Origin of the sequence: Qipengyuania vulgaris, assembly GCF_009827325.1 — a bacterium.
Taxonomy (GTDB): domain Bacteria; phylum Pseudomonadota; class Alphaproteobacteria; order Sphingomonadales; family Sphingomonadaceae; genus Qipengyuania; species Qipengyuania vulgaris.
In genome coordinates, this window is record NZ_WTYC01000001.1 from 700,556 (window position 1) to 721,277 (window position 20,722).

The 20,722-nt window shown below is 58.2% G+C and carries 19 protein-coding genes; 3 read left to right on the forward strand and 16 right to left on the reverse strand.

The genetic code is table 11. The features are described from left to right. Window positions 1-155: 155 nt before the first annotated feature. From GRI69_RS03435 to GRI69_RS03445, 3 genes are read right to left on the reverse strand one after another with little or no spacing between them, the layout of a single operon-like run. Entirely contained in the window at window positions 156-1,076 is a 921-nt protein-coding gene (locus GRI69_RS03435; RefSeq protein ID WP_067695841.1) for a XamI family restriction endonuclease, read from the reverse strand. Further along, the gene (locus GRI69_RS03440) at window positions 1,067-2,683 is read right to left on the reverse strand and encodes an N-6 DNA methylase (RefSeq protein WP_067695844.1); all 1,617 of its coding nucleotides are present in this window, start codon (window positions 2,681-2,683) and stop codon (window positions 1,067-1,069) included. Before GRI69_RS03440 ends, GRI69_RS03435 begins: the two co-directional genes overlap by 10 nt. Further along, entirely contained in the window at window positions 2,680-3,030 is a 351-nt protein-coding gene (locus GRI69_RS03445; RefSeq protein ID WP_067695847.1) for a HigA family addiction module antitoxin, read from the reverse strand. The genes GRI69_RS03440 and GRI69_RS03445 overlap by 4 nt, the downstream gene beginning before the upstream one ends. A gap of 385 nt (window positions 3,031-3,415) precedes the next feature. Between GRI69_RS03445 and GRI69_RS03450 the strand changes: the two genes are divergently transcribed. Next, window positions 3,416-4,051: a S24 family peptidase gene (locus GRI69_RS03450; RefSeq protein WP_067695850.1), complete on the forward strand. Its 636-nt coding sequence runs from the start codon at window positions 3,416-3,418 to the stop codon at window positions 4,049-4,051. Between the two features lie 15 nt (window positions 4,052-4,066). On the opposite strand, the gene mobF is transcribed toward GRI69_RS03450, so the two are convergent. The 4 genes from mobF to GRI69_RS03470 form a co-directional block, all read right to left on the reverse strand. Continuing rightward, complete coding sequence (mobF, locus tag GRI69_RS03455; RefSeq protein WP_067695853.1) at window positions 4,067-6,991, reverse strand: MobF family relaxase; 2,925 nt, start codon at window positions 6,989-6,991, stop codon at window positions 4,067-4,069. Window positions 6,992-7,050: 59 nt separating this feature from the next. Next, window positions 7,051-9,363: a type IV secretion system DNA-binding domain-containing protein gene (locus GRI69_RS03460; RefSeq protein WP_067695856.1), complete on the reverse strand. Its 2,313-nt coding sequence runs from the start codon at window positions 9,361-9,363 to the stop codon at window positions 7,051-7,053. Further along, window positions 9,353-9,685, reverse strand: coding sequence for a hypothetical protein (locus GRI69_RS03465; RefSeq protein WP_083508388.1), 333 nt, complete (start codon window positions 9,683-9,685; stop codon window positions 9,353-9,355). The genes GRI69_RS03460 and GRI69_RS03465 overlap by 11 nt, the downstream gene beginning before the upstream one ends. 731 nt (window positions 9,686-10,416) lie before the next feature. Further along, on the reverse strand, window positions 10,417-10,638 hold the full coding sequence (locus GRI69_RS03470) for a hypothetical protein (RefSeq protein ID WP_067696232.1): 222 nt from the start codon (window positions 10,636-10,638) through the stop codon (window positions 10,417-10,419). 345 nt (window positions 10,639-10,983) lie between these two features. Here GRI69_RS03470 and GRI69_RS03475 point away from each other — a divergent pair, with 345 nt between their 5' ends. Beyond that, the gene (locus GRI69_RS03475) at window positions 10,984-11,250 is read left to right on the forward strand and encodes a DUF6437 family protein (protein WP_067695862.1); all 267 of its coding nucleotides are present in this window, start codon (window positions 10,984-10,986) and stop codon (window positions 11,248-11,250) included. 66 nt (window positions 11,251-11,316) lie between these two features. Here the strand turns inward: GRI69_RS03475 and GRI69_RS03480 are convergent, their stop codons facing one another. From GRI69_RS03480 to GRI69_RS03510, 7 genes are all read right to left on the reverse strand, one after another. Beyond that, on the reverse strand, window positions 11,317-11,715 hold the full coding sequence (locus tag GRI69_RS03480; protein ID WP_067695865.1) for a single-stranded DNA-binding protein: 399 nt from the start codon (window positions 11,713-11,715) through the stop codon (window positions 11,317-11,319). Window positions 11,716-11,983: 268 nt separating this feature from the next. After that, window positions 11,984-12,253, reverse strand: coding sequence for a hypothetical protein (locus GRI69_RS03485; protein ID WP_067695868.1), 270 nt, complete (start codon window positions 12,251-12,253; stop codon window positions 11,984-11,986). Between the two features lie 70 nt (window positions 12,254-12,323). Continuing rightward, on the reverse strand, window positions 12,324-13,259 hold the full coding sequence (locus GRI69_RS03490) for a DUF2493 domain-containing protein (protein ID WP_067695871.1): 936 nt from the start codon (window positions 13,257-13,259) through the stop codon (window positions 12,324-12,326). A 219-nt stretch (window positions 13,260-13,478) separates the two neighbouring features. Next, window positions 13,479-13,919 (reverse strand): hypothetical protein, encoded by a 441-nt coding sequence (locus GRI69_RS03495; protein WP_011413780.1) that lies wholly within the window; start codon window positions 13,917-13,919, stop codon window positions 13,479-13,481. An 11-nt stretch (window positions 13,920-13,930) separates the two neighbouring features. Then, window positions 13,931-14,860: an ArdC family protein gene (locus GRI69_RS03500; RefSeq protein WP_067695873.1), complete on the reverse strand. Its 930-nt coding sequence runs from the start codon at window positions 14,858-14,860 to the stop codon at window positions 13,931-13,933. Between the two features lie 245 nt (window positions 14,861-15,105). Next, a complete protein-coding gene (locus tag GRI69_RS03505) occupies window positions 15,106-16,056 on the reverse strand; it encodes a patatin-like phospholipase family protein (protein WP_157075204.1) in 951 nt (316 codons plus the stop codon). Window positions 16,057-16,075: 19 nt separating this feature from the next. Continuing rightward, a protein-coding gene (locus GRI69_RS03510; RefSeq protein WP_157075205.1) for an IS3 family transposase occupies window positions 16,076-17,217 on the reverse strand; the annotation gives its coding sequence in 2 pieces (ribosomal slippage) (window positions 16,076-16,980 and window positions 16,980-17,217; 1,143 coding nt in all). Window positions 17,218-17,328: 111 nt separating this feature from the next. On the opposite strand from GRI69_RS03510, the gene GRI69_RS03515 reads away from it, so the two are divergent. Further along, complete coding sequence (locus tag GRI69_RS03515; protein WP_067695885.1) at window positions 17,329-18,384, forward strand: hypothetical protein; 1,056 nt, start codon at window positions 17,329-17,331, stop codon at window positions 18,382-18,384. Window positions 18,385-18,576: 192 nt separating this feature from the next. On the opposite strand, the gene GRI69_RS03520 is transcribed toward GRI69_RS03515, so the two are convergent. Continuing rightward, on the reverse strand, window positions 18,577-19,542 hold the full coding sequence (locus GRI69_RS03520; protein WP_237452906.1) for a hypothetical protein: 966 nt from the start codon (window positions 19,540-19,542) through the stop codon (window positions 18,577-18,579). Between the two features lie 19 nt (window positions 19,543-19,561). Continuing rightward, complete coding sequence (locus GRI69_RS03525) at window positions 19,562-20,722, reverse strand: MvdC/MvdD family ATP grasp protein (protein ID WP_067695891.1); 1,161 nt, start codon at window positions 20,720-20,722, stop codon at window positions 19,562-19,564.

Here is a 20,722-nt window from a genome sequence, read left to right on the forward strand (position 1 = left end):
AAACGGCTGCCAGCCTATCGCGATTTGGCTGATTTAATCGGCGCACTAAGTCCGCATGCCACTCGCTCGGAGTGCAGGGCCGGATTGCGTCCAAACGTGCTTGAATGCTTCGACGACTAAAGAGCAAGATGGCCGCCTTTAGTCATTGATGCTGGTCACTTCTTTGAGCTGGCGATCCATTCCGTCAATGGCTCCAGATCGTGTGCCCAGAAGATGGTCAGGCCGCGTTCCTGCGCATCCAACAAATTGTGCAACTTGTAGACGCCGCTGAGGACCGCACTTGGCACAACCTGCCGCAGGCCAAAGTCCGTTTTCCAGCTCGTAGCTTTCACCGCAGCATCATTGTTCAACCGCTTGACCGAGTTGGTTGATGAGTTTGACACCTTACACTCTATGGGCATCACGCGATGGTCCCAAAGTCGCACGATGATATCGCCTTTGCGGTTGCCGAGCACACTTTCGCCGCAGAATTGTCCTGGCTCGGGTGCCAGGGCGATCGTAGTGATCTTTCGCGGTTCCACCTCTTCGAAACCGAGCTTCAAGAGTGAATCCTTCACCGCGCCTTCCTGACGATCTTTGCCAGATGTCCGACGCTTTGTCTGAGCTCGACTCGCAGCCATCAACGCCGCCGAGGCAAGCACGGCTGCATTGCGCTCAGCCTCGGTCGGTTCACGATCTTCAACGACCCAAGCGAAGCGCCGACGGTCAAGCACCTGGCGGACTACAGCTATTACGCGCTGGACCAGTGCCGGTGTGGCCGCAAGATGTCCTTTCGTGAGCGATTGTGCATCCGAAAGGGTCTTCAGATCGTCCTGAGAAATCGGAGGACCTGCGAGATACCTGAACGCCTCAAGCAAATTTGGATCGCCCAAAACATCGAGCGCCGTATCCTCAAGACGAGAAAGGTCGACGGTGGTCTCGAGTATCTCCTCGATATGCCCCTGATACTCGTCAAAAGCGTCGAGATAGTCTTCCAGAGGTTCTTCGAGACGTTCGGTGCAAAAGGCCGCGATTGCCTTTTCTCTTTCGACCTCTAATTCTTCGTCGCTCCAAAGCGGCCGATCAATCACAGGCATACTCCGCTTGTGAGCAACTCCGGGCTCGGCACAATCACCCGTTCCATTTCACGAGGCTCAAATTTGGTTAGACCACCCGCGTAAGTCCGTCCCGACTTTTGCGAGATGTTGTGCTGCAGATAGGAGACCAAGGCGCGCTTCAACTTTTCGTTCATCGGGTCACGAGGATACAACCCATGAGCGATATTGATATGCCTTGCTCCGGCTTTGTTTAGGGCAAAGCCAGGAGGGCGTCGGGCCATATATGTCGATATGATCGGGGCCGCTTCGCGAAGCCCAATTGACCACCAAGCCTTTCTATTGCGTGCGACATACCCGCTATGTGCACCCATCGATTTTGCTACCTTCAGGAAGCTTTCAACGCGCTTGCGGTCTGAGACAGAAAGTTCATCTAGGTCGGTTGGCAGATCGATGGCTTGCCTGAGCAAGTCGGGATCTTTCAACAAGCCGCCGGAATTGAAGACCTCGCGAGCGCGCGTGATGGTTGGGAAAAGCACCGAGTCAGGCAAACCAGCACTATGCTCTCCGGCGATCCATACGCCGTTTGCCCCGGTAACAGTGCCGCGATGAACCCGGCACAGTTCTCCTAGCTCGACGTATCCCTCGGGTGGACGTTCCGCTACCCGCGTCAGATGTGACCACCGCTTCTCGGTAGCGAGACGGTCTCGCCTAATGCGTCGACCACTTCCGAGTTTACCCAGACTTGCGAGGTCATCTACTCTCTGAAAGCTAACAGTCTTGGGTTCCGCACCAATTTCGAAGGTTGTGATCGCTGCGGTCGTGGCAGCATCGGGAAATGGCTGCGCGGTCGGTTCGATTACGGTAATGTTCTTCCCGCCGAGTTCGCCGAGCATCAGCGACCGAACGAGCGAGCCGTAGTTCACGTCAAGCCACTCGGAAGCTGTAACGAATGCCCCTACGTCCTTCTTCTCGGCTTCAAGTGCTGTCGCGAGGAAAAAGTACACGTGGAGCCCAGCGAGTTTGCTCGCCGGCAGTTTCAATTCTGCCGCTCTTTGCGCGAGCCAATCCTTCCACACAGCATCGATCTGATGATGCCTGACGTATGGTGGATTACCGATGTACAGTGTCTGTCCAGCAGTCCTCTCGGTGAAATTTCGGAAGTCACCGAGTATGATCTTTGCCCGCTTTGCATACCCATTCACACACAGATTGGCACGGGCCATCAGGGTTGCGACCGGGTCCACATCAATGCCGACAAGCTGAGCATTTGGGAACGCTCGCCCGGCGGCTGAGAGGAAGCGGCCTGAGCCAACCCCTGGGTCGACAACGCGCGATGGACTTGAGTTATTCGCGGCCCACTGCACCATCGACTGAACAATGCCCTCAGGAGTGTACGTCGCCCCATCAGACCGGCGTGTCTCCGCAGATCGGATTGACGAGAACCCTTCTCCTAAAGGGTCATTTCCGCTGAGAATTGAATCACGCAGCAGAGCCACTCTCTTTGCGGAAACTCGCTGCTTGGCAGAGCTTGCAGCGAGCCTCTTTTCAGCCTCCGATAACCCATGCCCGACATCGAGCGCGCCGAGTTGCAAGGCTGCCGAAATCAGTTCCTTCTCTGACGCGAAGAGAATGGGGAGATCAGTCATCGGACCGCCTCCCGATTTGCGCTTTGGCTCATCGACGTGGTTCCAACAAATTGGAACGGCTGCACCTCAATTTCTCTGTTTTTCTTGCGAGCTTCGGCGATGTCAAATGCAGTCTGCATCTGCATCATCGCTTCCAATGGAAATCCGAATGCCTTCTCCAACCGAACTGCCATCTCTGGAGACAAATGAACTCGTTGGTTGATGAGTTTGGATAGCGAAGGACGCGCGACGCCTAGAGCCTTTGCTGCCTCCGTGACGGATATCCCACGCTCGTCAATCAACTTGATTTTCAAGAACCGACCAGGGTGCCCGGGATGCTCCGTTCTAAACTGTGTCGCAGTACCCATTTGGTATCCCCTTTGCAGTCTATTGCCCTGTAACGCTACGGGTTACAAGTGTACCTTTGTTCTTTTTTTGTTCCACTGTCAATTGGAGCTGAAAGCAGCCTCACGAGCGTCGAGCTAGATAATTCTCTACCTTCTCGACTGTTCGGCGGCGCGGCCTGCGGCCAGCTCGTAGGTCAAGCACGAAGCGCGGATCGCCAACCGCGCGACGACCGAACCGTGTCGCCGAAATGTGCGATTCCTTCAGATGTCGTTCAATGCGATCCAGCAATTTCATGGCCTTCCTCGACTCACTCAACACTTGTGTTCCTGTTTTGTTCTTAGTAGGAAGGTTCCATCGAGTCTAGGAGATTTCCTTCTCTCCTGAGACCGCTAGAAGGAACGACACATGGAACATGTCAGAGAGGAGCTCGATCGCCTGATCCAGCAGCGACGGCTCGGATATTCCTCGATCTCGCGGATGATCGGAAGAAACTCGTCCTACATTCAGCAATTCATCAAGCGTGGATCGCCGCGCAAACTGGATGACGATGACCGGCGCACGCTTGCCAGCTTCTTCGGGGTCGACGAGCAAGTGCTTGGCGGACCGCCCGCACCCATGCGTGACGGGTTGATCGAAATACCCGTGCTCAATGTCGATGCATCGGCGGGCTTTGGAGCGATTGCCGAAAGCGAGACCGCCCATACCCGCTTCGGTTTCGACGAACGCTGGCTTGGCCGGTTGACCCGGGCGAAGAGCGCCAGCCTTTCGATCATCCACGTCTTGGGCGACTCCATGGAGCCGACACTCAGCGATGGCGACGAGGTGCTGGTCGATGCATCGGACCAAGGCTCGCGGCTGCGCGACGGTATCTACGTCCTGCGCGCCGACGATGCGCTGGTGGTCAAGCGCGTGACGCTCAAGCCCGGTGGCCGCAATATCACCATCAGCAGCGATAATTCGGCCTATCCGAGCTGGGACGATGTCGACCGGTCCGAGATCCAAGTGGTCGGACGGGTCATCTGGTTTGGGCGGGCGGTATAGAAAGCTCTCGTCGGCTCAGATCCCGATTTCGAAATGCTTTACCCTTTCCTTCGTGAGTTCGGGCTTGTCACTTGCAGGCGAAGGGCTGCGGACATCCTCGTCTTGCGAAAGGCCCTTGGCCGCTGCCGCCTTGAGCCTTTGCGTTACTTCAAGGGCCGACGCTTTCTCGCCGCTGTTGGACTTGATGGCCCGGCCGAGTTTCTCGGCATTATCTGCAATCAGCGTAAGGCCGTCGCGAAGCCGGGTGACCGTGACCAGGAAAGTCTGCCGATTGGCGAGATTGCGTTCGCGGCTGTCCATCACTGCGATCCCGCGATCCGAAGTAAGTCCCTGCGCCATATGCGCATTGAGGGCGTAGGCGAGGTCCATGCATTTGAGCATGGGGTCGCCGCGGTTCAGGCGGAGCTCCTTGCCCACTGATGTCTCGACCAAGACGCCCTTTGTGTCGATGGCCACGATCCTCGCCTGGTCGGCGTTGAACAGCCCGCGCTTGTGGTCGTTGTCGGTCCAACGGATTTTGTCACCTTCAATGATGGACAGCGATTTGCGCTCGAAGAGCGACAGCCGGCTATCGTCTGCGCCCGGCCGCAAGCGCGCGGGATTGAACTTGCGAAGCCGTCCTTTCCTGTCCTCAAGCACGAGCTGCTTCCGCGCATGGTCAATGGTCTTGACGGTGTAGTCACCCTTGGAGAGTTTCTGGGTGCTGTCGCGCGAGCGGAAGTTAAGGACCATGCCTGGTTGGTAAGTGCGAAGATAGCGCAGCTCCTCGTGTGTCACATTCACCCGCGAATGAACGGTCAGCCGGCCCGATCGTGGGCCGAGCTCGCCGTTGGCCTTGAGTCCGCACTGCACAGCCTCGTTGACCGCAGAACGTAAGGCCCGTCCCGAAGCGTAGATCGACGTCCGATCCCGATCCGCCGGGCTGAGCGAAAGCCACTTTTCGGCAGCAACAATCGCGCTGTCCCCACGAGCTTCGATGGTTGAAGGAGCAAGAGCCTGGAGCGCATCGTCGATGCGTCCCTCCTGCGCTGCGGCCTGGGCTCGCCGCAGTATGGGATCGCGGCCGCGTAAATTCACATCCATGTTGGCGCGCTCGATCCCGGCCTGCTGGACGAGGTCGAAGGGCTTACCGGCATCGACGGCGGCTAGCTGTCGCTTGTCGCCGACGAGAACCAGGCGCTGGACTTCTGCAAGGTTCGCCAGCCGTACCAGCTTGGCCTTGTCCTCGTTCGACACCATCGACGCCTCATCGAGCACCAGGACATGGTCTCCGAGAGCGCTCCGAGCCTCACGCAGCAACGTGGCATTTCCCGGCTCGTGCAGAAGCCTGCCCCATTGCGCGAGAAAGCGGGCGATGGTCATCGAACGGATGCCGGTGTCGCGCTCGAGCATCTGGACGAGCGTGTTCTGCACGGCGAGCCCCAGTACCTGCTTGCCTTCCTCGCGAAGCAGCTGGGCAACAGGCTTCATCACGCTGCTTTTGCCCGCCCCGGCTATGCCCTGGATCGCTACGGTCCGGTCACGCGACGAAAGGACAAGGCCAGCCGCATTCTCCTGTCCTTCGTTGAGCGAAATTCCGTGGTTGAGCGCAGCAACAGCCTGAACCCGCTCTGCAGCGTCCGCCCGATCCAGGATGGGCAACACCGCACCTCGTCCCTGGTCGACATTCGCAATAATGGTGCTTTCAAGGTCAAGCGCCTCCCGGCTCGCCAGCCAGCCTTTGTGCTCGCCTTTGCCGGATTCGAGTGCGCCGCTTCTGATCAATGCGTTCACACGGGTTTCGATGTGGTCCACCGTCGTCGGCAGCCCAAAATCGAGCGCCGCCTTCAGCAATCCCTCACGGGGAAAGGCTGCCTCGCGCTGCGAGAGATGGCGCACCGCGGAAGCAACGGCCTGCGCTGCCGCGATGGTCGGTGCATCTTGCTTGAGGACATGGGCAGGGATCAGTGGATCCGCCGGATTGCCCTTGATCCGCTGCGCGAACTCTCTCAGCTTCGCAATTCCACGCTGCAGAAGGTTCCCTTCTTTCGAGCTGGGAATGTCCTTTGTTGCAGCGCGCATCTGCGACGCATCGATCAAGCCGGTAAGGTCAATCCCGACTTCCTGGGATTTCTGCCGCCACCCATCGAGAAGGCCTTCCCGGTCCCTAACGGGCGCCTTGCTTTTCCTTGTATCGAGCACAGCAATGTCGCGGGTTTTCGGAGTATTCTCCCCCAGCTGGCGTACCGCGTCGAGGACTTCTTCGCGCCGCGTCGAAAAGGCCATAACTTGCTGGCGGGCAATGCCCGCTGCTTCGAAGTTGCCATGCTTTCCAACCGGCCCAGCCTCGTAGCCCATTTTCTCGACTGCCAGACGAAAGCGAGCCATGGTCATCGAGTTGAGCAGCGTGTTGAACGACCAAAGTTTGTCGTTGCGAAGCGCGCGCCACTTTCCGTCGCTGCCTTGCGTGACATTCGCCACGACCGCGTGAAAATGCAGGTTTGGCTCCTGGTTGCGGTTGGTGTCGTGCTGGAAAAGACCAATCGTCAGGTTATCTGTCGCGACCTTCCCGTAACCAGCCTGACTGCCCATCCGGGTCTGCGCCGCGTTCTTTTCTGCCCAGCGCAAGGTCTCGATGACGGCCTCACGATAAGCATCGATAATCCGCTGGTCGCCGCCCACCAGCGCGAGCAGCGACCAGCTTTTCGGGAGTGAAAATGTGAGGTCGGTTCCCGGCCTGTGGGCCTGGCCCGCGTTGCCGACCTGGATACCGCCGGGAAGCTCTCCCCGCAGCAAGGCATCGAATTGCTCGGCGCTGACGCGGCCCTCAAGGCCAAGTCGTTCCGCTCCCTTCCCGACCCAGGTTCCGGAACGATCGGCATCGGCGCCGGTGTAGTAATTGTCTGCCGCGAAATAGCTCGCAGCAGCCGAAGGGGAGCGCACATTGGCGACGGAAAGCATCCAGTTTGGTCCTCGTCACGGCTCCCCTCGCGGCCGGGTAATCCCTCCCTATTTGCCTTTCACATGTCGGGCTCGAACTCGCCGAAATCCTTTTCCGGAGGATCTGCGACCGCACCTTCACGCAGGTCTTTCTCGACCGGTATGAGAGGCTGGCGCCCGTTGGCAGCTGAACGGCCTCGTTGCGTCGAACCAGCCTTGCCACCTGTGTCATCGCCGGCGGTTCCGGGTTCGGACGGATGCTGTTCCGCGCCCATTGCTGGTGCATCCTCACCGGTTTGCACTGCGGCGAGAGGTAGCGTTGGACCTGCATCCAGATGCGTATCGGAACGGGTTTCGGCACCGAGCTCACCAGTAGCGCGTCCTGCATTCAGCTTTTCAAGCGGCACAGGCTCCTGCCGATCCTGCGGTTCATCGGCGACACGGCGCTGCCCCTCCAAGTCGAGTTTGAGCTGCTTTGTATCGACAGGTTTACCGGCACCGTCGTCGTTCGAGGCGGGATGCTCATCAATCGGTTTCGAACCCGGTCTTGCTTGAAGCGCCGTTGCCGCAGGACCCTGGTCAGGCTTAATGAGCGGTTTCTCGCGGGCGATGAATCCCTCGGCAATACGGCCACGCGTGCGCGGAATGAGCGATACCGGCGCAGCGGGGAATCCGTCGGGAAATTTGATGTAGGCCGACAACCTCGGAAGGTTCATAAACTGGTCGGGCAGGAGCAATGGCTCGATCTGCCGCCTCGGCGTCAGGCTGACCGCATCGCGCGCATTGTTGTACCCGTAGCTATAGCCTTCTTCCATGTCGCGCACCTGCCGGTGGCCGATGAAATCGGAGCACCAGGTCGCTGTCTCTCGATCGGCCGTCGCTAGGATGAGCTTCGTTCGCGCAAGCGAGGAAAGTGTCATGGCCATGTTCTCGCCGTAGACTTCCTTGAGCTTGGCAAACGCATGCACCCCGGTGACGATCGCACCGCCGAAGTTGCGCGCCGTTTGCAACCCCTTTTCAAGCGCCGGTAGTCGGTGAAGGGCACCGAGCTCGTCGATCAGGAACCACATCCGCAGGTCATGTGTGCGCTCGAGCGTCATCAGCGTATTCATCGCCGTGTCGAGCCACAGCGTCAGCAACTGCGAGGAGATGCTCATGTCGACATAGCGGGCAGAAAGGAACAGGATCGAGCCCGCCTGGTAGTCGCCTTTGACCCAGTCGCGGACCGAAAAGCGCGGTCCGGATGAGGGCAAAAGCTTGAGCACTTTCGCATTCGCATTGAACACAGCGCGGATCGATTCCGCCATGCGGGCCGCTTCCGGAGCGGTCAGCGGATCGGCCATGGTACCGCGCATCAGCTTATGCACCTCGGACAGATCAGCGGTCATCAGCCGCCGTGCCAACGCCTCATTGGTTGCAGTGCCGGTACGGGCAAGATGAAGACACATCTCGACAAACAGCATGCGCGCCGCAAGCACCCAGAACTGTTCTGAACCACCCCCGTCATGGGGCACGAGCGCTTCAGCGGCAGCATGAAACTCAGCTTCCGTCGTGCAGTCGTTGAACACGCTCCAAAGCGGGCACCGCACATCGACAGGATTGAGAATGATGTCGCGTGCAGGATCGTAGAAGGCCTCAATGAATGCCCCTGTGAGGTCGAAAATGACCGCGCGCTGGCCGCGTTCACGCGCTTCGGCAACAAGTTCGGTGAGCGCCACGGTCTTGCCGGTTCCGGTCGTACCGATGAGCATGGCGTGGCTCTGCTCGAGCCGCCACGGCCAGCTTACACCGGCGAGATGTGCGGGTTGGTAATGGCCTGCTTCGGCCAGCGCCGACGAGCTCGCAAGCCGCCACTTCCAGCCAAACTTGCGGCCCAGTTCTTCGGCCCTGAATGCCTTGTTGTGACGCTCGATTTCTTCTTCGAGTTCGTCGAGCGAAACAAGCATTGCGCCGCGCTCGTGCTTGCGCTCCTTTGACCGACCGCCAAAGCGCTCGGCGAACCACCAGAAGAACACGAAGGCCGGGATCAGCAGTACTGCCGAAACCAGCAATCCCTGCTTCACTGCCGTACGAAACGCCTCGACCGCCTCGCGCATCGGCGGGAACTCGCGAACGATGCCGAACGGGAGGCCGACCCTTTCGCCGTCAAGCAGTTCAAGGTTGACCAGCTTGGCCGGATCGAACTCCATGAAGGCATAGAGACTGGCGTAGATATGCATCCAGACCAGGTAGATCTGGTGATCACTCAGAGCCGACCGCACCTCCCAATAGCAGGTGCCGACCGCTACCAGGCCGGTGACAATCAAGGGGCCCTTCAGGCCGGCTGCAAACATGAAACCAAAGTGGCCGAGCAACTGGCTCCCGCGGGTGAAATTCAGGAGATTATGCTTCATGGGATTGGCCTCCCATGTTTGCGTTGACGAGGAGGCCAAGACGCTCGAGGCGTCGCCGGTATGCCTCGTGAGTACGGTCGCGCAAACTCGCGTCAGGGTGGCTGGCCAGAAGCGCATCGAGCGCCACCGAAATGAAGATTGCCTGGCGCGCGGGATCGAGCCCTGCGGGCCTGTCCTTCGCCTCGTTATCGCGCTGCCACGCTGCGACGATGAGGTCACGAATAAAGACGCTGACACTGACGCCATGGTCCGCGGCACACTGGCGAACCCAGTTACCCACGGAGAGAGATACGAATGTCTGAAGCCGATCTTGTCGGGTCATGAAACAGGTTCCTTGTCGGGCCGACGGAACCTGGCTCACCTTGCGGAAGGTGGCAATGAGAATAAATCGTGAACAACTCGCAGTCAATCGAAAGATTCGGACTATATTTCAAGGTGATAGATGGATGTGAGTTGTCAGCGGATCAGCGCAAAGCCGCTCTACTCGCAGACGGGTTGATTTCGCCCAAAACCACATTCTTTAGCAATAACAGAAAGATTAATCCCGAAATCGCGGGGTAGGGTGTGCTCCTTTGTTCCCAAGTGCGCGAGGTGGTCCAGGCAATGAGGGGGATTCATCAAGGACGACTTTTCCCGATCTCCATGTTGGAGCGCGAGCAACCAAGCCTGGCAGCTCACAGCATGCAGATAGAAAGCAGTTGGACGCCTCCAGCCGAAGACAGCACCTGCGAAAGAGGCAGCGGCCAAGGGCGCGTGGGAAGCAAAGCAAGCGGGACCTGTCGCGTGCCCAAGCTTCCCGCCGCCCGACCCGGTGCCGGTTCGCAAGTGCGCGCGGGGCCCAAGAACAAATTACGCCGCACCCTCAGGAGCGCATCGCAAGATGCGCGGGACAGAGTGCGTCCACAGCCCCGCTCCACTTATCGGGCGGCGCCGCATTGCGGTGGGCGGCCGTCAGAGCAACCGACCGAACCGGTTTCTTGTGCTTCGATGGACTACCCGGCGAACAAGAAAAAAGGGCAGGAACCGCTTCCGGTTCCCGCCCTGTCGGAAGTCTCAAAACTCGTCGAGCATGCCGCCGTGGACCGTGTGGACCACCCGCGCTGCGAGATGCACTGGCAATATGTTGTAGTCACCCTCGTCGAGGGCAAAGTACCCGAGTTCGTCATCCTCGATAACGTGCTGATCGAAGAAGCTGTGCAGCGCTCTCTTCTCGGCTGTCTCCAGAGCCTCGAAATAGCTCCGTGACGGAAGGGCGCAATGCATCGAATAAGCCATGATAATCCTCCTGATTTCTGTCGTGAGACGACAGGAGGTGCGCGCGATGGTCTTGTGCATCCCGGGTCAGGGATCGCCCGGATGGGCGACCGCGATAGCGGCGGTGGGGGTAACGATTTTGTTCGCCGCCGGATGCAATCCGGTGGCGGGCAAAATGGTGGGGCCCCGCCGTCCTTGAGGCGGGAGGCGCAAGGCCATCATGCTGGGAGAACCGTGAGCAAGGACCCACCACCTCCGCCCAATATCAAACATCTGCTGCGTGCGAATTGTCTTTCCTACACCCCGATGACGCGGGCATGAAACCAACCGGGGAGCAGATCCGAGGGGGACAAAAGGACAAGTAACATGCCCCGAAACAGGAGCGCGATAGCAGCCCTGCAAAAGCTCGAAGCAGACCGCGAGGCGCTCGACGCCAGACAACGCGAACTTGAAGTGCAGGCGGCCAGAGAACTCGGCGAAATCATCCTGGGAAGTGGTCTCGAAAGCTTCTCGAAGAGGGGCCTGAGGAAGGTTGCCGAAGAACTCGGGAAACTCGGCGAGGATGCCGCGATCGAGAAACTGACGGGGCGCGGTGCAACACGTGCTTCGAATGCAGCGCCGGGAACCCAGTAACCCCAGAGGAAGAGGCCCTGCCGCTTGCGGCAGAGCCTCTTCGTAAGGGGACGATCGGGATCGATGTCAGTCGATATCGGGAGCGTCGGTGTTGTCGTTGTCGTCGCTCGAACCACTACCGCGGGAGAGGAAGTCGACCTTGTCGGCGAGGATCTCGGTGCCGTAGCGCGTGACCCCGTCCTTGTCCTCCCACTGGGTGTAGTGGATGCGGCCCTGCACGCTGACCAACTGGCCCTTGGAGCAGTACTGCCCGACGGTCTTGGCGAGGCCGTTGAAACAGGTCACCCGGTGGAACTCACTTTCCTTGGCGGTATAGCCGTTCTCGTCCTTGTAGGTCTTGCCGTCCTTGTCGCGTGCGGGGCGATCGGTGACGACGGTGATCCCGGTGACGTTGGTGCCTCCCTTGGTCTCGCGGGTGTCGGGATCGCGGGCGATGCGGCCGGTGAGGATTGCGATATTGGTCATGATAGTAGTCCTTCAGTTCCTCAAACCGGAGACCATCTCCGGCTTGCGAACTTGCCAAAGAAGCAGGGCATGGGAGGACTGCACCGCAGGAGCGAAGCTCCAAGGGGAACCTGTTCATGACGGGTGGTGCGGGCAGGCGCGCGAAGCGCGACCACACGGCCGGAAAGGAACGGGTTGCTGTACTCAGCTGACCTGATTCAGGACTGTTCGCGAAGAAAGCCGGATGGGTATCGGGTGCGGGTCTGAAGGTGCCAAGACCCTACTGCAATCAGCCTGCTCCATCGCCTTCCGATGCCGCCAGTAGATCCATGAAGTTGCGGGCTGCTTCCCGGTCTTCCTCGTTCTCGAACGCCACATCGAGATCGGGGGCGGACCCGAACATGTGTAGGAACGACCACAATGCAAAGCGCTTGCCCCGATCCTTCTCAAGGCCGAGATCGACCCGGCAATGTTCAATGCCGGCTGCAAAGGTGTCTGGGGCAACCCCGGAAAGGTCGCTGGTGGCAAAGTAGCGCTGTAGCAGAACGTCAAGTTGCATGACCGGTTCATATTCGGGTCGGCGCTGAATGCACATCCAGGCAATTCAGATGAAGATGATGAAGGGCCCCTCAGGACCCAGGAGAAGTGCCCAAGAGGCCGCGACGATCGACCACGGTGATCCGGCGCGTCTTAGCATCGATCACCAGTCGTTCGGTGACGCCATTGCCCGGAAAGGCGACGACATAACGCGGATTGAGCGAGAGCATCTGCTCGTTGCGCTTGAACCCGGCGCGGGCACCAAGCCGACGATCGAGCGAATAGGTCAGCTGCTGGACTTCGCGGCGTTCGGCCCAGCTGGCGGCCAGGCGATCGGCACCCTTGCCGTCGCCGCCATGGACCAGGAAGAGATCGGGAACCACGTCGCGAACCTTGTCCAGCGTCGCCCAGATATTGTCGGCATAAACGCGCGCGTCCTCGGCGCTTTCGAAGCTCTGGCGACCACCGGCGAAAACCACCGGAGTGCCTTCCGGGATCAGGGCATTACGCCGGTTCTCGGCGCGTGCGCGGAGGAAATCGCGGGCATCGATCACGGCCGAGGTAAGGTTTCGCGAATGGCTCGTGCGCGAGCCGGAAACGGGCTTCCACGAGGAACCGGTCTCGTCGCGGTAAAGTGCTGCCGCAGCCTCGCGCATCTGCTCGAAGGCCAGCATGCTGGCTTCGGCGGCCTGCGCGCGCTCGACCTGCTCTTCAAGATTGCTCGAATGCACTTCGGAGCCATCGGCGGATGCAAGGAGGACCCGGATCTCGTCGCTGGCCTGGTCAAGTTGAGCCGACTTGCGGCTGGCGGCGCGGTGGAAAAGGTTGACCATACCCCAGGCAATATCCTCGGCATCTGCTTCCAGGGCAGTGTCGGAAAACATCGCAAAAAGGTCGGACCAGACTGCGCCAAGCGTCTGTTCGATCGCATCCTCGCAGGGAAAGTCGGTCTCGTTGAATGGGGCCGGCCTGATGCTGAGGCCTGAGAGATCGAGGCCGCTCAACTGGTCGATGAAGCTGTCGTACATGAGGTGTCTCCTGATCGCGGGGACAAGGCGAGGAGGCACCATTGCCTCGGTCCTGTCCGCCGGAGCCCGATCAGGGCCGGGACAAGGGGCGAGACGCACCGCGAAGCGGGAAACCTGCGGCCCTAGGCTGGCGCGGGTAACACGGGCCGACGGGCCGCAGGTTGCGGCGCGCCCCGACCGGCCCAAGGGCCTCTCCCGGCGGACTGGGATGAGGCAGGATCAGGACCCGGTGTCGCACTTCGATCGGGAGCGCTCGAAGATCGCTTCGCCATTCGAGAACCGCCCGACCAGGCGCAGATCCCCGAACAGGTCGATGAACCTATCCGACACCTGGGTAAGCCAGTGCCGTGCCCTCGCCGTTCGTGGGTTGTAGAAATCCGCCTCCCAGTACCGGGCATCGTCACGCTCGGCGAGCCAGATCGCGGCAAGGCCGCAATAGGTCGATATGCCGCAATCGGCGAAGGCGTTGCGCAAGAGGATTCTGTCCTCGCGGCCGCGCCATCCATCGAAACGCTCGAAAGAAGGAAAGGTCGCCTTCGTGTTATCGATGACCTCGTCGACGAGGCACTCGTAGACCCAGTCGACATCGTCGCCTTCGCCCTCATCAAGCAGGCGAAAGGCCACCACGGAGCCGGTCGGATAACTGACGGAACGTCCCATCTCACTGCTCCTCAGGCGGCGTCAGCAAGGTCGATATCGTCCTCGCTCTCGCCGAATTGGTGACCCCCAAGATCAAGCAACAGGCTGGCCGCTTCCTCGGCCTTGGCCGCAGCGGTCAGGATCGCGCGCTCGTCCGATTTGAGGATCTTGAGCCAGGACGCGATGTAGCTGGCGTGATGGTCGAGGTGGGTGACCGGAAGACCCAGTTCGGCCCCGAGAATGGCCGAGGACAGCTCGGCGATCAGTTCCTCGGCAGCATAGGCATCGCTCCCGAAGCGGTTCTTGAGATCGCGGTCGAGCCGCGAAGAATGCCCCGTCCAGTGCGACAGCTCGTGTGCAAGCGTCGCGTAGTAGTGGTCATAGGCTTCGAAGAGTTCGGCTGGCGGCATGGTGACCCGGTCACGCTGCGGCTCGTAATAGGCCTGGGCTCCAGAATGCCGCAGGTCAGCGCCGATCTCGGCGAAAAAGGTATCAAGCCGCTCTTCGCGTCCTTTGGGCTCCAGCGCGGCAATGAGTGGCTTGGGATGATAGAACTCGGGGAGGCCGTCGCACTGGTCGGCATTGAACACGGCATAAGCTTTGAGGACGCGCCGGTACTCGGTGTCAGCTTCGCCTTCGGTGTTCTCGACCTCCTTGGTGTAGTTCTTGTAGAAGATCGCGATGGTCGATTTCTCGCCTTTGCGGACCTGTCCGCCGAGCGCCTGACACTGGCGGTAAGTCATCCAATAGGGCGAGACGTAGCCGTTGCCATCGGCCACCATCCACAACCAGAAGGTATTCATGCCGCGATAGGGCGTTCCGCAGGAGCGCAACGGCCGCGAGACGGGCACACCGCGCCAAGGCTTGACCCAGGGCTTTGTGCCTTGCTCGAGTTTTTCGATAATGGCGGCGGTAATGCGCTGGGCTGGCGAAGTCGAAGTAGTGCGGCGGGACTTGGTCATGGGAGCTCTCCTGATCGCCGGGACGGGCATGCCCCGGCTCAGGAAAGGCAAAGCTCCCTCCTCTCTCTTTTACATGTGGCGGCTACCGCAGGCGCGAGCTTCATCTCACGCGCTATTTGTTCAATAGACACTTCCAGAGGTGTCGAGCGCGGAGGATAGCCCAAACCTTTTCTCAGGAGGCGACTTTCGAAGATCAAGGCATGCATCGCGGTTGCCACCGGACAGACCTCAGAACTCCTCGTTCGCTAGTTTTTCGCCTGGATCTCTGGCCAATGCTCGCTCACCAAGGAGACCACGAGCTGCTCACCTCTTAAAGAAAGGCGATCGATCCATTCATCATCCATCGCCGAAAAATTGGTTCCATAACCAGCAACTGTGTCGCCGGATATAAAGTCATCTGGTTTGTTCGAGAGTCGCGCGTCGTCTTGTCCGAGATACGGCATTATGAAGCCACCGATCCTTCCGGCTCGTTGCAGATCGAAGAGCCGAGTGGTGGATGCGTTCTGAGCCCTCGCAAAAATGCTTTCAAAAACTGCTGCCATGCGTGCTGGCATTAACGACGAGGGCTCGCCAACATCCAGCGAGTAGCCCGCACGACATGCGATCAATTTGTAAACCGGATCAACCTCCAAGCTTATGGAGTGATCGCGGTCCGGCCAAAACGGCATCAAGCCGAGATTGTCGTAGACTCCTCCGTCAGTGAGTGAGATCCGATCAGAGCGCTTTGTTCCGTTGCGCTCGAACTCAACGGTGGTATCAAGCGCTGGCAGTGCCAACGGGTATGCTGCTGATGCTGCGACTGCATCTGCCAGGCTTGTATCTTCGGAGGTCGCTGAACCGTATCGCCAGCAATGCAACTTTTCTCTTGTAAAGTAGAACGCAGCCTTTGCGCGCAACTCACAGGCGACTATGATCAACCTGGGTCGATCACCACGCAATTCGGACAGGCGCTTCGAACCAAAGACTTTGTCGAAAACTCGCCTCAAAATTGTCGTTCGACTTGCTCTGCGGTGGAGGATCGTCCGGTATGGCCAGCGATCGCGGCGTGGACTCACTGGCAATAGTGAAATCATCAGCTTCGTCGGCAAAGCGGCCAATCGATCAAGGGATATGAGCAAGACGGTGAAGAGCGCCTTCAGCCCTTCCAAACTAAAGACCGCTTCGTAGGCTGCCGGCCAGACAAAACCTTGTCGCAACTGAATAGCCCCTAGTTTTCTAGACGCCCTCGGTGCTCATCATCTGCTGCCGTTCGAACTCTACGGGTGACAGCATCCCGTTTCTCACATGCTTGCGTATCGGGTTGTAGAACATCTCGATGTAATCGAACACATCCTGTCTGGCCTCGTCTCGTGAGCGATAGGTCCGCCGCCGGACGCGTTCGCGTTTGAGCAGGTTGAAGAAGCTCTCGACCACTGCGTTGTCATGGCAGTTGCCACGGCGGCTCATCGAGTGCTCCAGATTGTGGGCCTTCAGGAAGGACGTCCAGTCCATGCTGGTGAACTGCGATCCCTGATCCGAGTGGATCAGAACCTTCCCTTTTGGCTTCCTGCGCCACACCGCCATCAGCAATGCCTGCAGGACCAGGTCGGTGGTCTGGCGGTTCTGCATCGACCAGCCCACTACGCGGCGGGAGTAAAGGTCGATCACCACCGCCAGATAGGCAAAGCCTTCCTGTGTTCTTATGTAGGTGATGTCGGTCACCCATGTCTTGTCCGGTGCCGCGACATCGAACTGGCGGGCCAGCGTGTTGTCGACCACCCTAGATGGCTTGCCGCCATAGCTGCCCGGCCTGCGCTTGTAGCCGATCTTCGCTTTAATACCCGCCAGACGACTGGCGAGACGCGCCACCCGGTTCGGGCAGCAGGTCTCGCCCTGATCGAGCAGGTCGTCGTGCAGTTTGCGGTAGCCATAGACCTTGCCGCTGTCTTCCCACGCCTGCCGGATCATCGCAGTCTGGCGAACATCTTCCTTCGCCCGTCTGCTCAGCGGGTTCTTCAACCAGGCGTAGAAGCCGCTGGGCTGGATGCGAAGACACCGGCACATCGCGCGCACCGGGAACAGCGTGCGATGCTCGGCCACGAACGCGTATCTCACTTTGCATCCCTGGCGAAATACGCGGTGGCTTTTTTTAGGATGTCGCGCTCCTCGGTCACCCGCTGCAGCTCGCGCTTCAGTTGCCGGATCTCGGCGTCCTTTGATCCATCTTCGGGCCGCTTTGCGAACTGTCTCTTCCATGCATACAGCGAATGCTGGCTCACGCCGAGTCGCTCGGAAACCTCCGCCACCCGGTAGCCCCGCTCGGTGATCTGGGCCACCGCATCGCGCTTGAACTCATCGCTGAAATTAGCCTTCCCCATCGTCGCCTCCTGTCCTCAAAATTAGGAAAGAAAGCGTCCACAAATCTAGGGGCTATTCACACCCCGTTAGGCGACATCCATGCGAGGTTTGGGTTTATCGATGACATCATCATGCCTCATGCGCACGTAACGAATGAGCGGCGGATTGCATCAGATGCCGAGAGCTATCCCGAGCAGTTGACGGAATATGAAACGACACCGAAAGCCGAACACCTTCTTTCCCCGGAATTCGTTGAGGCGTGGCAAGAGCAGTTCGGCGCAGGTTTTGACGAAACCCGAGCGCTCGTAGATGCGATTGAAGACATTGGCATCAAGGCGGAGTCCGCTGTTCAGCAGCTCAAGAAAAGTGAACTTCTAGCGATCGGTGACGGGGCTTGGCCAATTACCTCCTCTTCCGTCGCGAGCCTCTTAGACGCACTTATCCACTTGCCGCGTTCCACATGGCGGGAAACGCCTGACGGGTTCGAGGATCGCGACCGGCATCCTTGGCGCTTCCGCCGACAGCTTTCGCTACTACGGCGCCCATTGATCCAGCTTGATGAGGATAGCGATCCAACGCTCATATTTGCTCCTGGCCAGATGCGCGACAGTTTCAAATATATGCTTGGAAATCTGCTTCGCGGTGAGTTCCCGCAAACTCAGCTTTCGCCGAAAATGAAGCGTTGGGCTGGCAAGGCTGCCGACAAGAAAGGACACGATTTCACGCTGAAAGTAGCGGAGCGCTTGAGAGAACTCGGATGGTGCACCGAGACCGAGGTGACAATCCCCAAGATCTTGGGCGAGCGCCAAGACAGGAACTACGGCGACGTCGATGTTCTAGCATGGGATTCGAACAGCCGCCGGGTATTGATCGTTGAGTGCAAGGATGTGCATTTTCGGAAGACCTACGGCGAAGTGGCGGAGCAACTCGCTGATTTCCGGGGCGTCATCCGTGAGAATGGAAAGCCCGATTATCTGCGTAAACACCTTGATCGCGTCGAAATTCTTCGCGGCAATATCGACGCTGTGGCGAGGTTCACCAAGGTCGCCGATTTGACCGACGTCGAGAGCCACCTAGTTTTTGCGGACCCGGTTCCATTGGAGTTCGCACTTGCACAGATGTCCGAGCAGGTTCGTATCTCACATTTTGATCGCCTAGGCACGGCGCTGGTCTGGGAAGCACCATAACTTCGAACTGTTCGAGAACACGAGCGAAACGGCAGTTTCGTGTTCCAGGCAGTAGGAGATCGTCCCTAGTTCCGTTCAGCCGCGCACATTAGATTGGCGCACCTAATGATCACATTCTTGGGATCAAGCCCCACAATACACGGGTAAGGCCCCCACGAAATTCGAGTAGTTGGAACTGTCATCCTTACAGCGCTAGTGCGACTTCTGAACCCCCAAGGCCTCCAAGACGTGAGGAGAAATAACATCAGGATCATACGGGAGGCGCAACGACGGCTTTTTATCCTCAACCTGGAACTGTGTGCCAAAGATTTGCGGCTGATTTGTCGCCAGCAAAAAGCGATCGAGGGAAGCTGCCGCAATCCAGCGTGCGGACGGTTCACCGCGTGCCAGTGCGACCATCGCCAAAGCGTGTGCTTGTAAATAATCCGATGGCTCTTCGCCGTGTTGAAAGATGAATGCAGCGAAATAAAAGTCCCTTCCTGATTTCAATTGACCTTCCCGCAGCAAACTCTTTGCTCGATTCCGCCTTTCTCGATCCCGGAGTGCCAGCAAATGCAGCCCTTGGTCATCTAACGAGGCAGCGTCGCTTCTTTCGCGCTGGTCTTCGTCAAAGATCGACGCGATTTCGCGGTTACTTGGGCGAAATCTAAGGTGACTATAGCGGGCGTTTGAGTCCCAATCTTCAAATGCGCATTTTCCCTCACTCGGAGCCCTCAGCATGGTGAAAGGCTCAAAGGGTAGCAGTTTAAATGAAAATTCCCCCTTGGTTTGATCTACGGGACTTAACTCGATGATGTCGGGGTTGTCAGGGTCACCGGGATCTTCAAACGCAATTGCGAGAGTACCTTCCTGTTCCTCAATCCAAAGAGATCTTCGCGAGACGGCGGGGCCGGACACCTGCCAAAAATCTTCTCCGTCCGTCAGATATTCAGACGGTGCAAGAAGAGAGGCACTCCACGCTTCCTCCTTGGTCAAATCAATTCGGAAAATTGCCTGACTTTCTGCACAAACGTACCATGAACCTTGTAGACCCGCCAAGCTGCTGGCGTCTGTCCGCCCCGCATGCAAAGCACCCGCCCCTAGGAGGCAAAGAGATATCGGCACAGTTCTAAACATTCTCAGGAATGCGCCACTTCGTAGGACCTGATCATATCCCATTACAAAGCACTCCAGATAGCTAAGCAGAAAGCGCGGGGACCTGCTCACCAATATCGGTCACAAAGCCCAAATCAGGGCTAGGGAAAAACTTAAACTGCTCAATGTACTTTTGGTATTCCGGGTCACTCAGCACATCGGGAAACAGGTTTTGGGCGCTGGACGCATCCCAGTCGCTTAGGGTTCCCCAAGCCAGAAAGTGGCAAAACGCGTCGGTGATAGGAACCTCTGGGCATTTATTCTCCAAGAAAAGGAATTGTCCGCTCTCGTTCACTTCCAAGAAGACAACTTCATCGTCAGGCGTTATGATAAAATCAAACGCCCCATACGTTAGGTTAAGCTCCTTCATTAGCTGCAAGCACTTCTCGAATAAGGACGGTGATAGCTCATAGGGATAGCACTTTACGCCACTCAAACCAGACATTCTCCAGTCTACGATTGCCTTTTCATGTCCCTGGGATTCGATCGCTATGCCGAATTGTTTCTCCCCGAAGATAGTTACCCTCGCCTCATACTTCTTTTCTATATATTGTTGGAAGATAGCCGGCTGAAGTCTTACAGCTTCGTCAGTGCGCGAGGAACGTGGCGGGAAAATTGCCGAATAGGCGTGCCAACTCGATTGCTCTCCCTTCCAAGTGTGAGGAAGAAGCGATTTGCAAATGAGCCGTCCTCGAGCTTTCTCACGGAAGCGCTCCACCTGTTCAGGTGAGTTGGTGATTAGGGTCTGTGGGATTTGCAAGCCGAGTTGTGCCGCAATAATCAGTTGCAGATGCTTACTGTTTCCAATCATCTTAGCTGGAAAATCGTTGACCATCAGACTCCCGGCATTCTTGCACATAACATCAATCATCGACAGAATTGATTTCCGGTGAGCTTTGTGAATTTGCTCTATATATGGCCGATCATCTTCGTGGATTTCAAACTCCTTGACGGAGTCTCCCGCCGTCCGTCGGAGCCAGACGGTATCATAGACGACATCAGGACCCAGGATCGTTTGGCTCTCGGTTGAGAATGACCACCCGTCGCCCACGTAAGTGGTTTGCTCATCGTAATAGGGAATGAGGCTTGGCATAAAGAATTCGACCTGAACACCCCTCCTCTCCAGCAAAAATGCCATTACGTAGGCCGTGTGATCTTGGGGCTCTGCGACGATAAGCACACGTGGGGATCGAAAATTGGTCAT

Bases quoted from the DNA above. Each gene is read 5' to 3' on its own strand.
- GRI69_RS03435 (WP_067695841.1), bottom strand. From the start codon at position 1,076: ATGCCTGTGATTGATCGGCCGCTTTGGAGCGACGAAGAATTAGAGGTC.
- GRI69_RS03440 (WP_067695844.1), bottom strand. From the start codon at position 2,683: ATGACTGATCTCCCCATTCTCTTCGCGTCAGAGAAGGAACTGATTTCG.
- GRI69_RS03445 (WP_067695847.1), bottom strand. From the start codon at position 3,030: ATGGGTACTGCGACACAGTTTAGAACGGAGCATCCCGGGCACCCTGGT.
- GRI69_RS03450 (WP_067695850.1), top strand. From the start codon at position 3,416: ATGGAACATGTCAGAGAGGAGCTCGATCGCCTGATCCAGCAGCGACGG.
- mobF (WP_067695853.1), bottom strand. From the start codon at position 6,991: ATGCTTTCCGTCGCCAATGTGCGCTCCCCTTCGGCTGCTGCGAGCTAT.
- GRI69_RS03460 (WP_067695856.1), bottom strand. From the start codon at position 9,363: ATGAAGCATAATCTCCTGAATTTCACCCGCGGGAGCCAGTTGCTCGGC.
- GRI69_RS03465 (WP_083508388.1), bottom strand. From the start codon at position 9,685: ATGACCCGACAAGATCGGCTTCAGACATTCGTATCTCTCTCCGTGGGT.
- GRI69_RS03470 (WP_067696232.1), bottom strand. From the start codon at position 10,638: ATGGCTTATTCGATGCATTGCGCCCTTCCGTCACGGAGCTATTTCGAG.
- GRI69_RS03475 (WP_067695862.1), top strand. From the start codon at position 10,984: ATGCCCCGAAACAGGAGCGCGATAGCAGCCCTGCAAAAGCTCGAAGCA.
- GRI69_RS03480 (WP_067695865.1), bottom strand. From the start codon at position 11,715: ATGACCAATATCGCAATCCTCACCGGCCGCATCGCCCGCGATCCCGAC.
- GRI69_RS03485 (WP_067695868.1), bottom strand. From the start codon at position 12,253: ATGCAACTTGACGTTCTGCTACAGCGCTACTTTGCCACCAGCGACCTT.
- GRI69_RS03490 (WP_067695871.1), bottom strand. From the start codon at position 13,259: ATGTACGACAGCTTCATCGACCAGTTGAGCGGCCTCGATCTCTCAGGC.
- GRI69_RS03495 (WP_011413780.1), bottom strand. From the start codon at position 13,919: ATGGGACGTTCCGTCAGTTATCCGACCGGCTCCGTGGTGGCCTTTCGC.
- GRI69_RS03500 (WP_067695873.1), bottom strand. From the start codon at position 14,860: ATGACCAAGTCCCGCCGCACTACTTCGACTTCGCCAGCCCAGCGCATT.
- GRI69_RS03515 (WP_067695885.1), top strand. From the start codon at position 17,329: ATGCCTCATGCGCACGTAACGAATGAGCGGCGGATTGCATCAGATGCC.
- GRI69_RS03520 (WP_237452906.1), bottom strand. From the start codon at position 19,542: ATGGGATATGATCAGGTCCTACGAAGTGGCGCATTCCTGAGAATGTTT.
- GRI69_RS03525 (WP_067695891.1), bottom strand. From the start codon at position 20,722: ATGACCAATTTTCGATCCCCACGTGTGCTTATCGTCGCAGAGCCCCAA.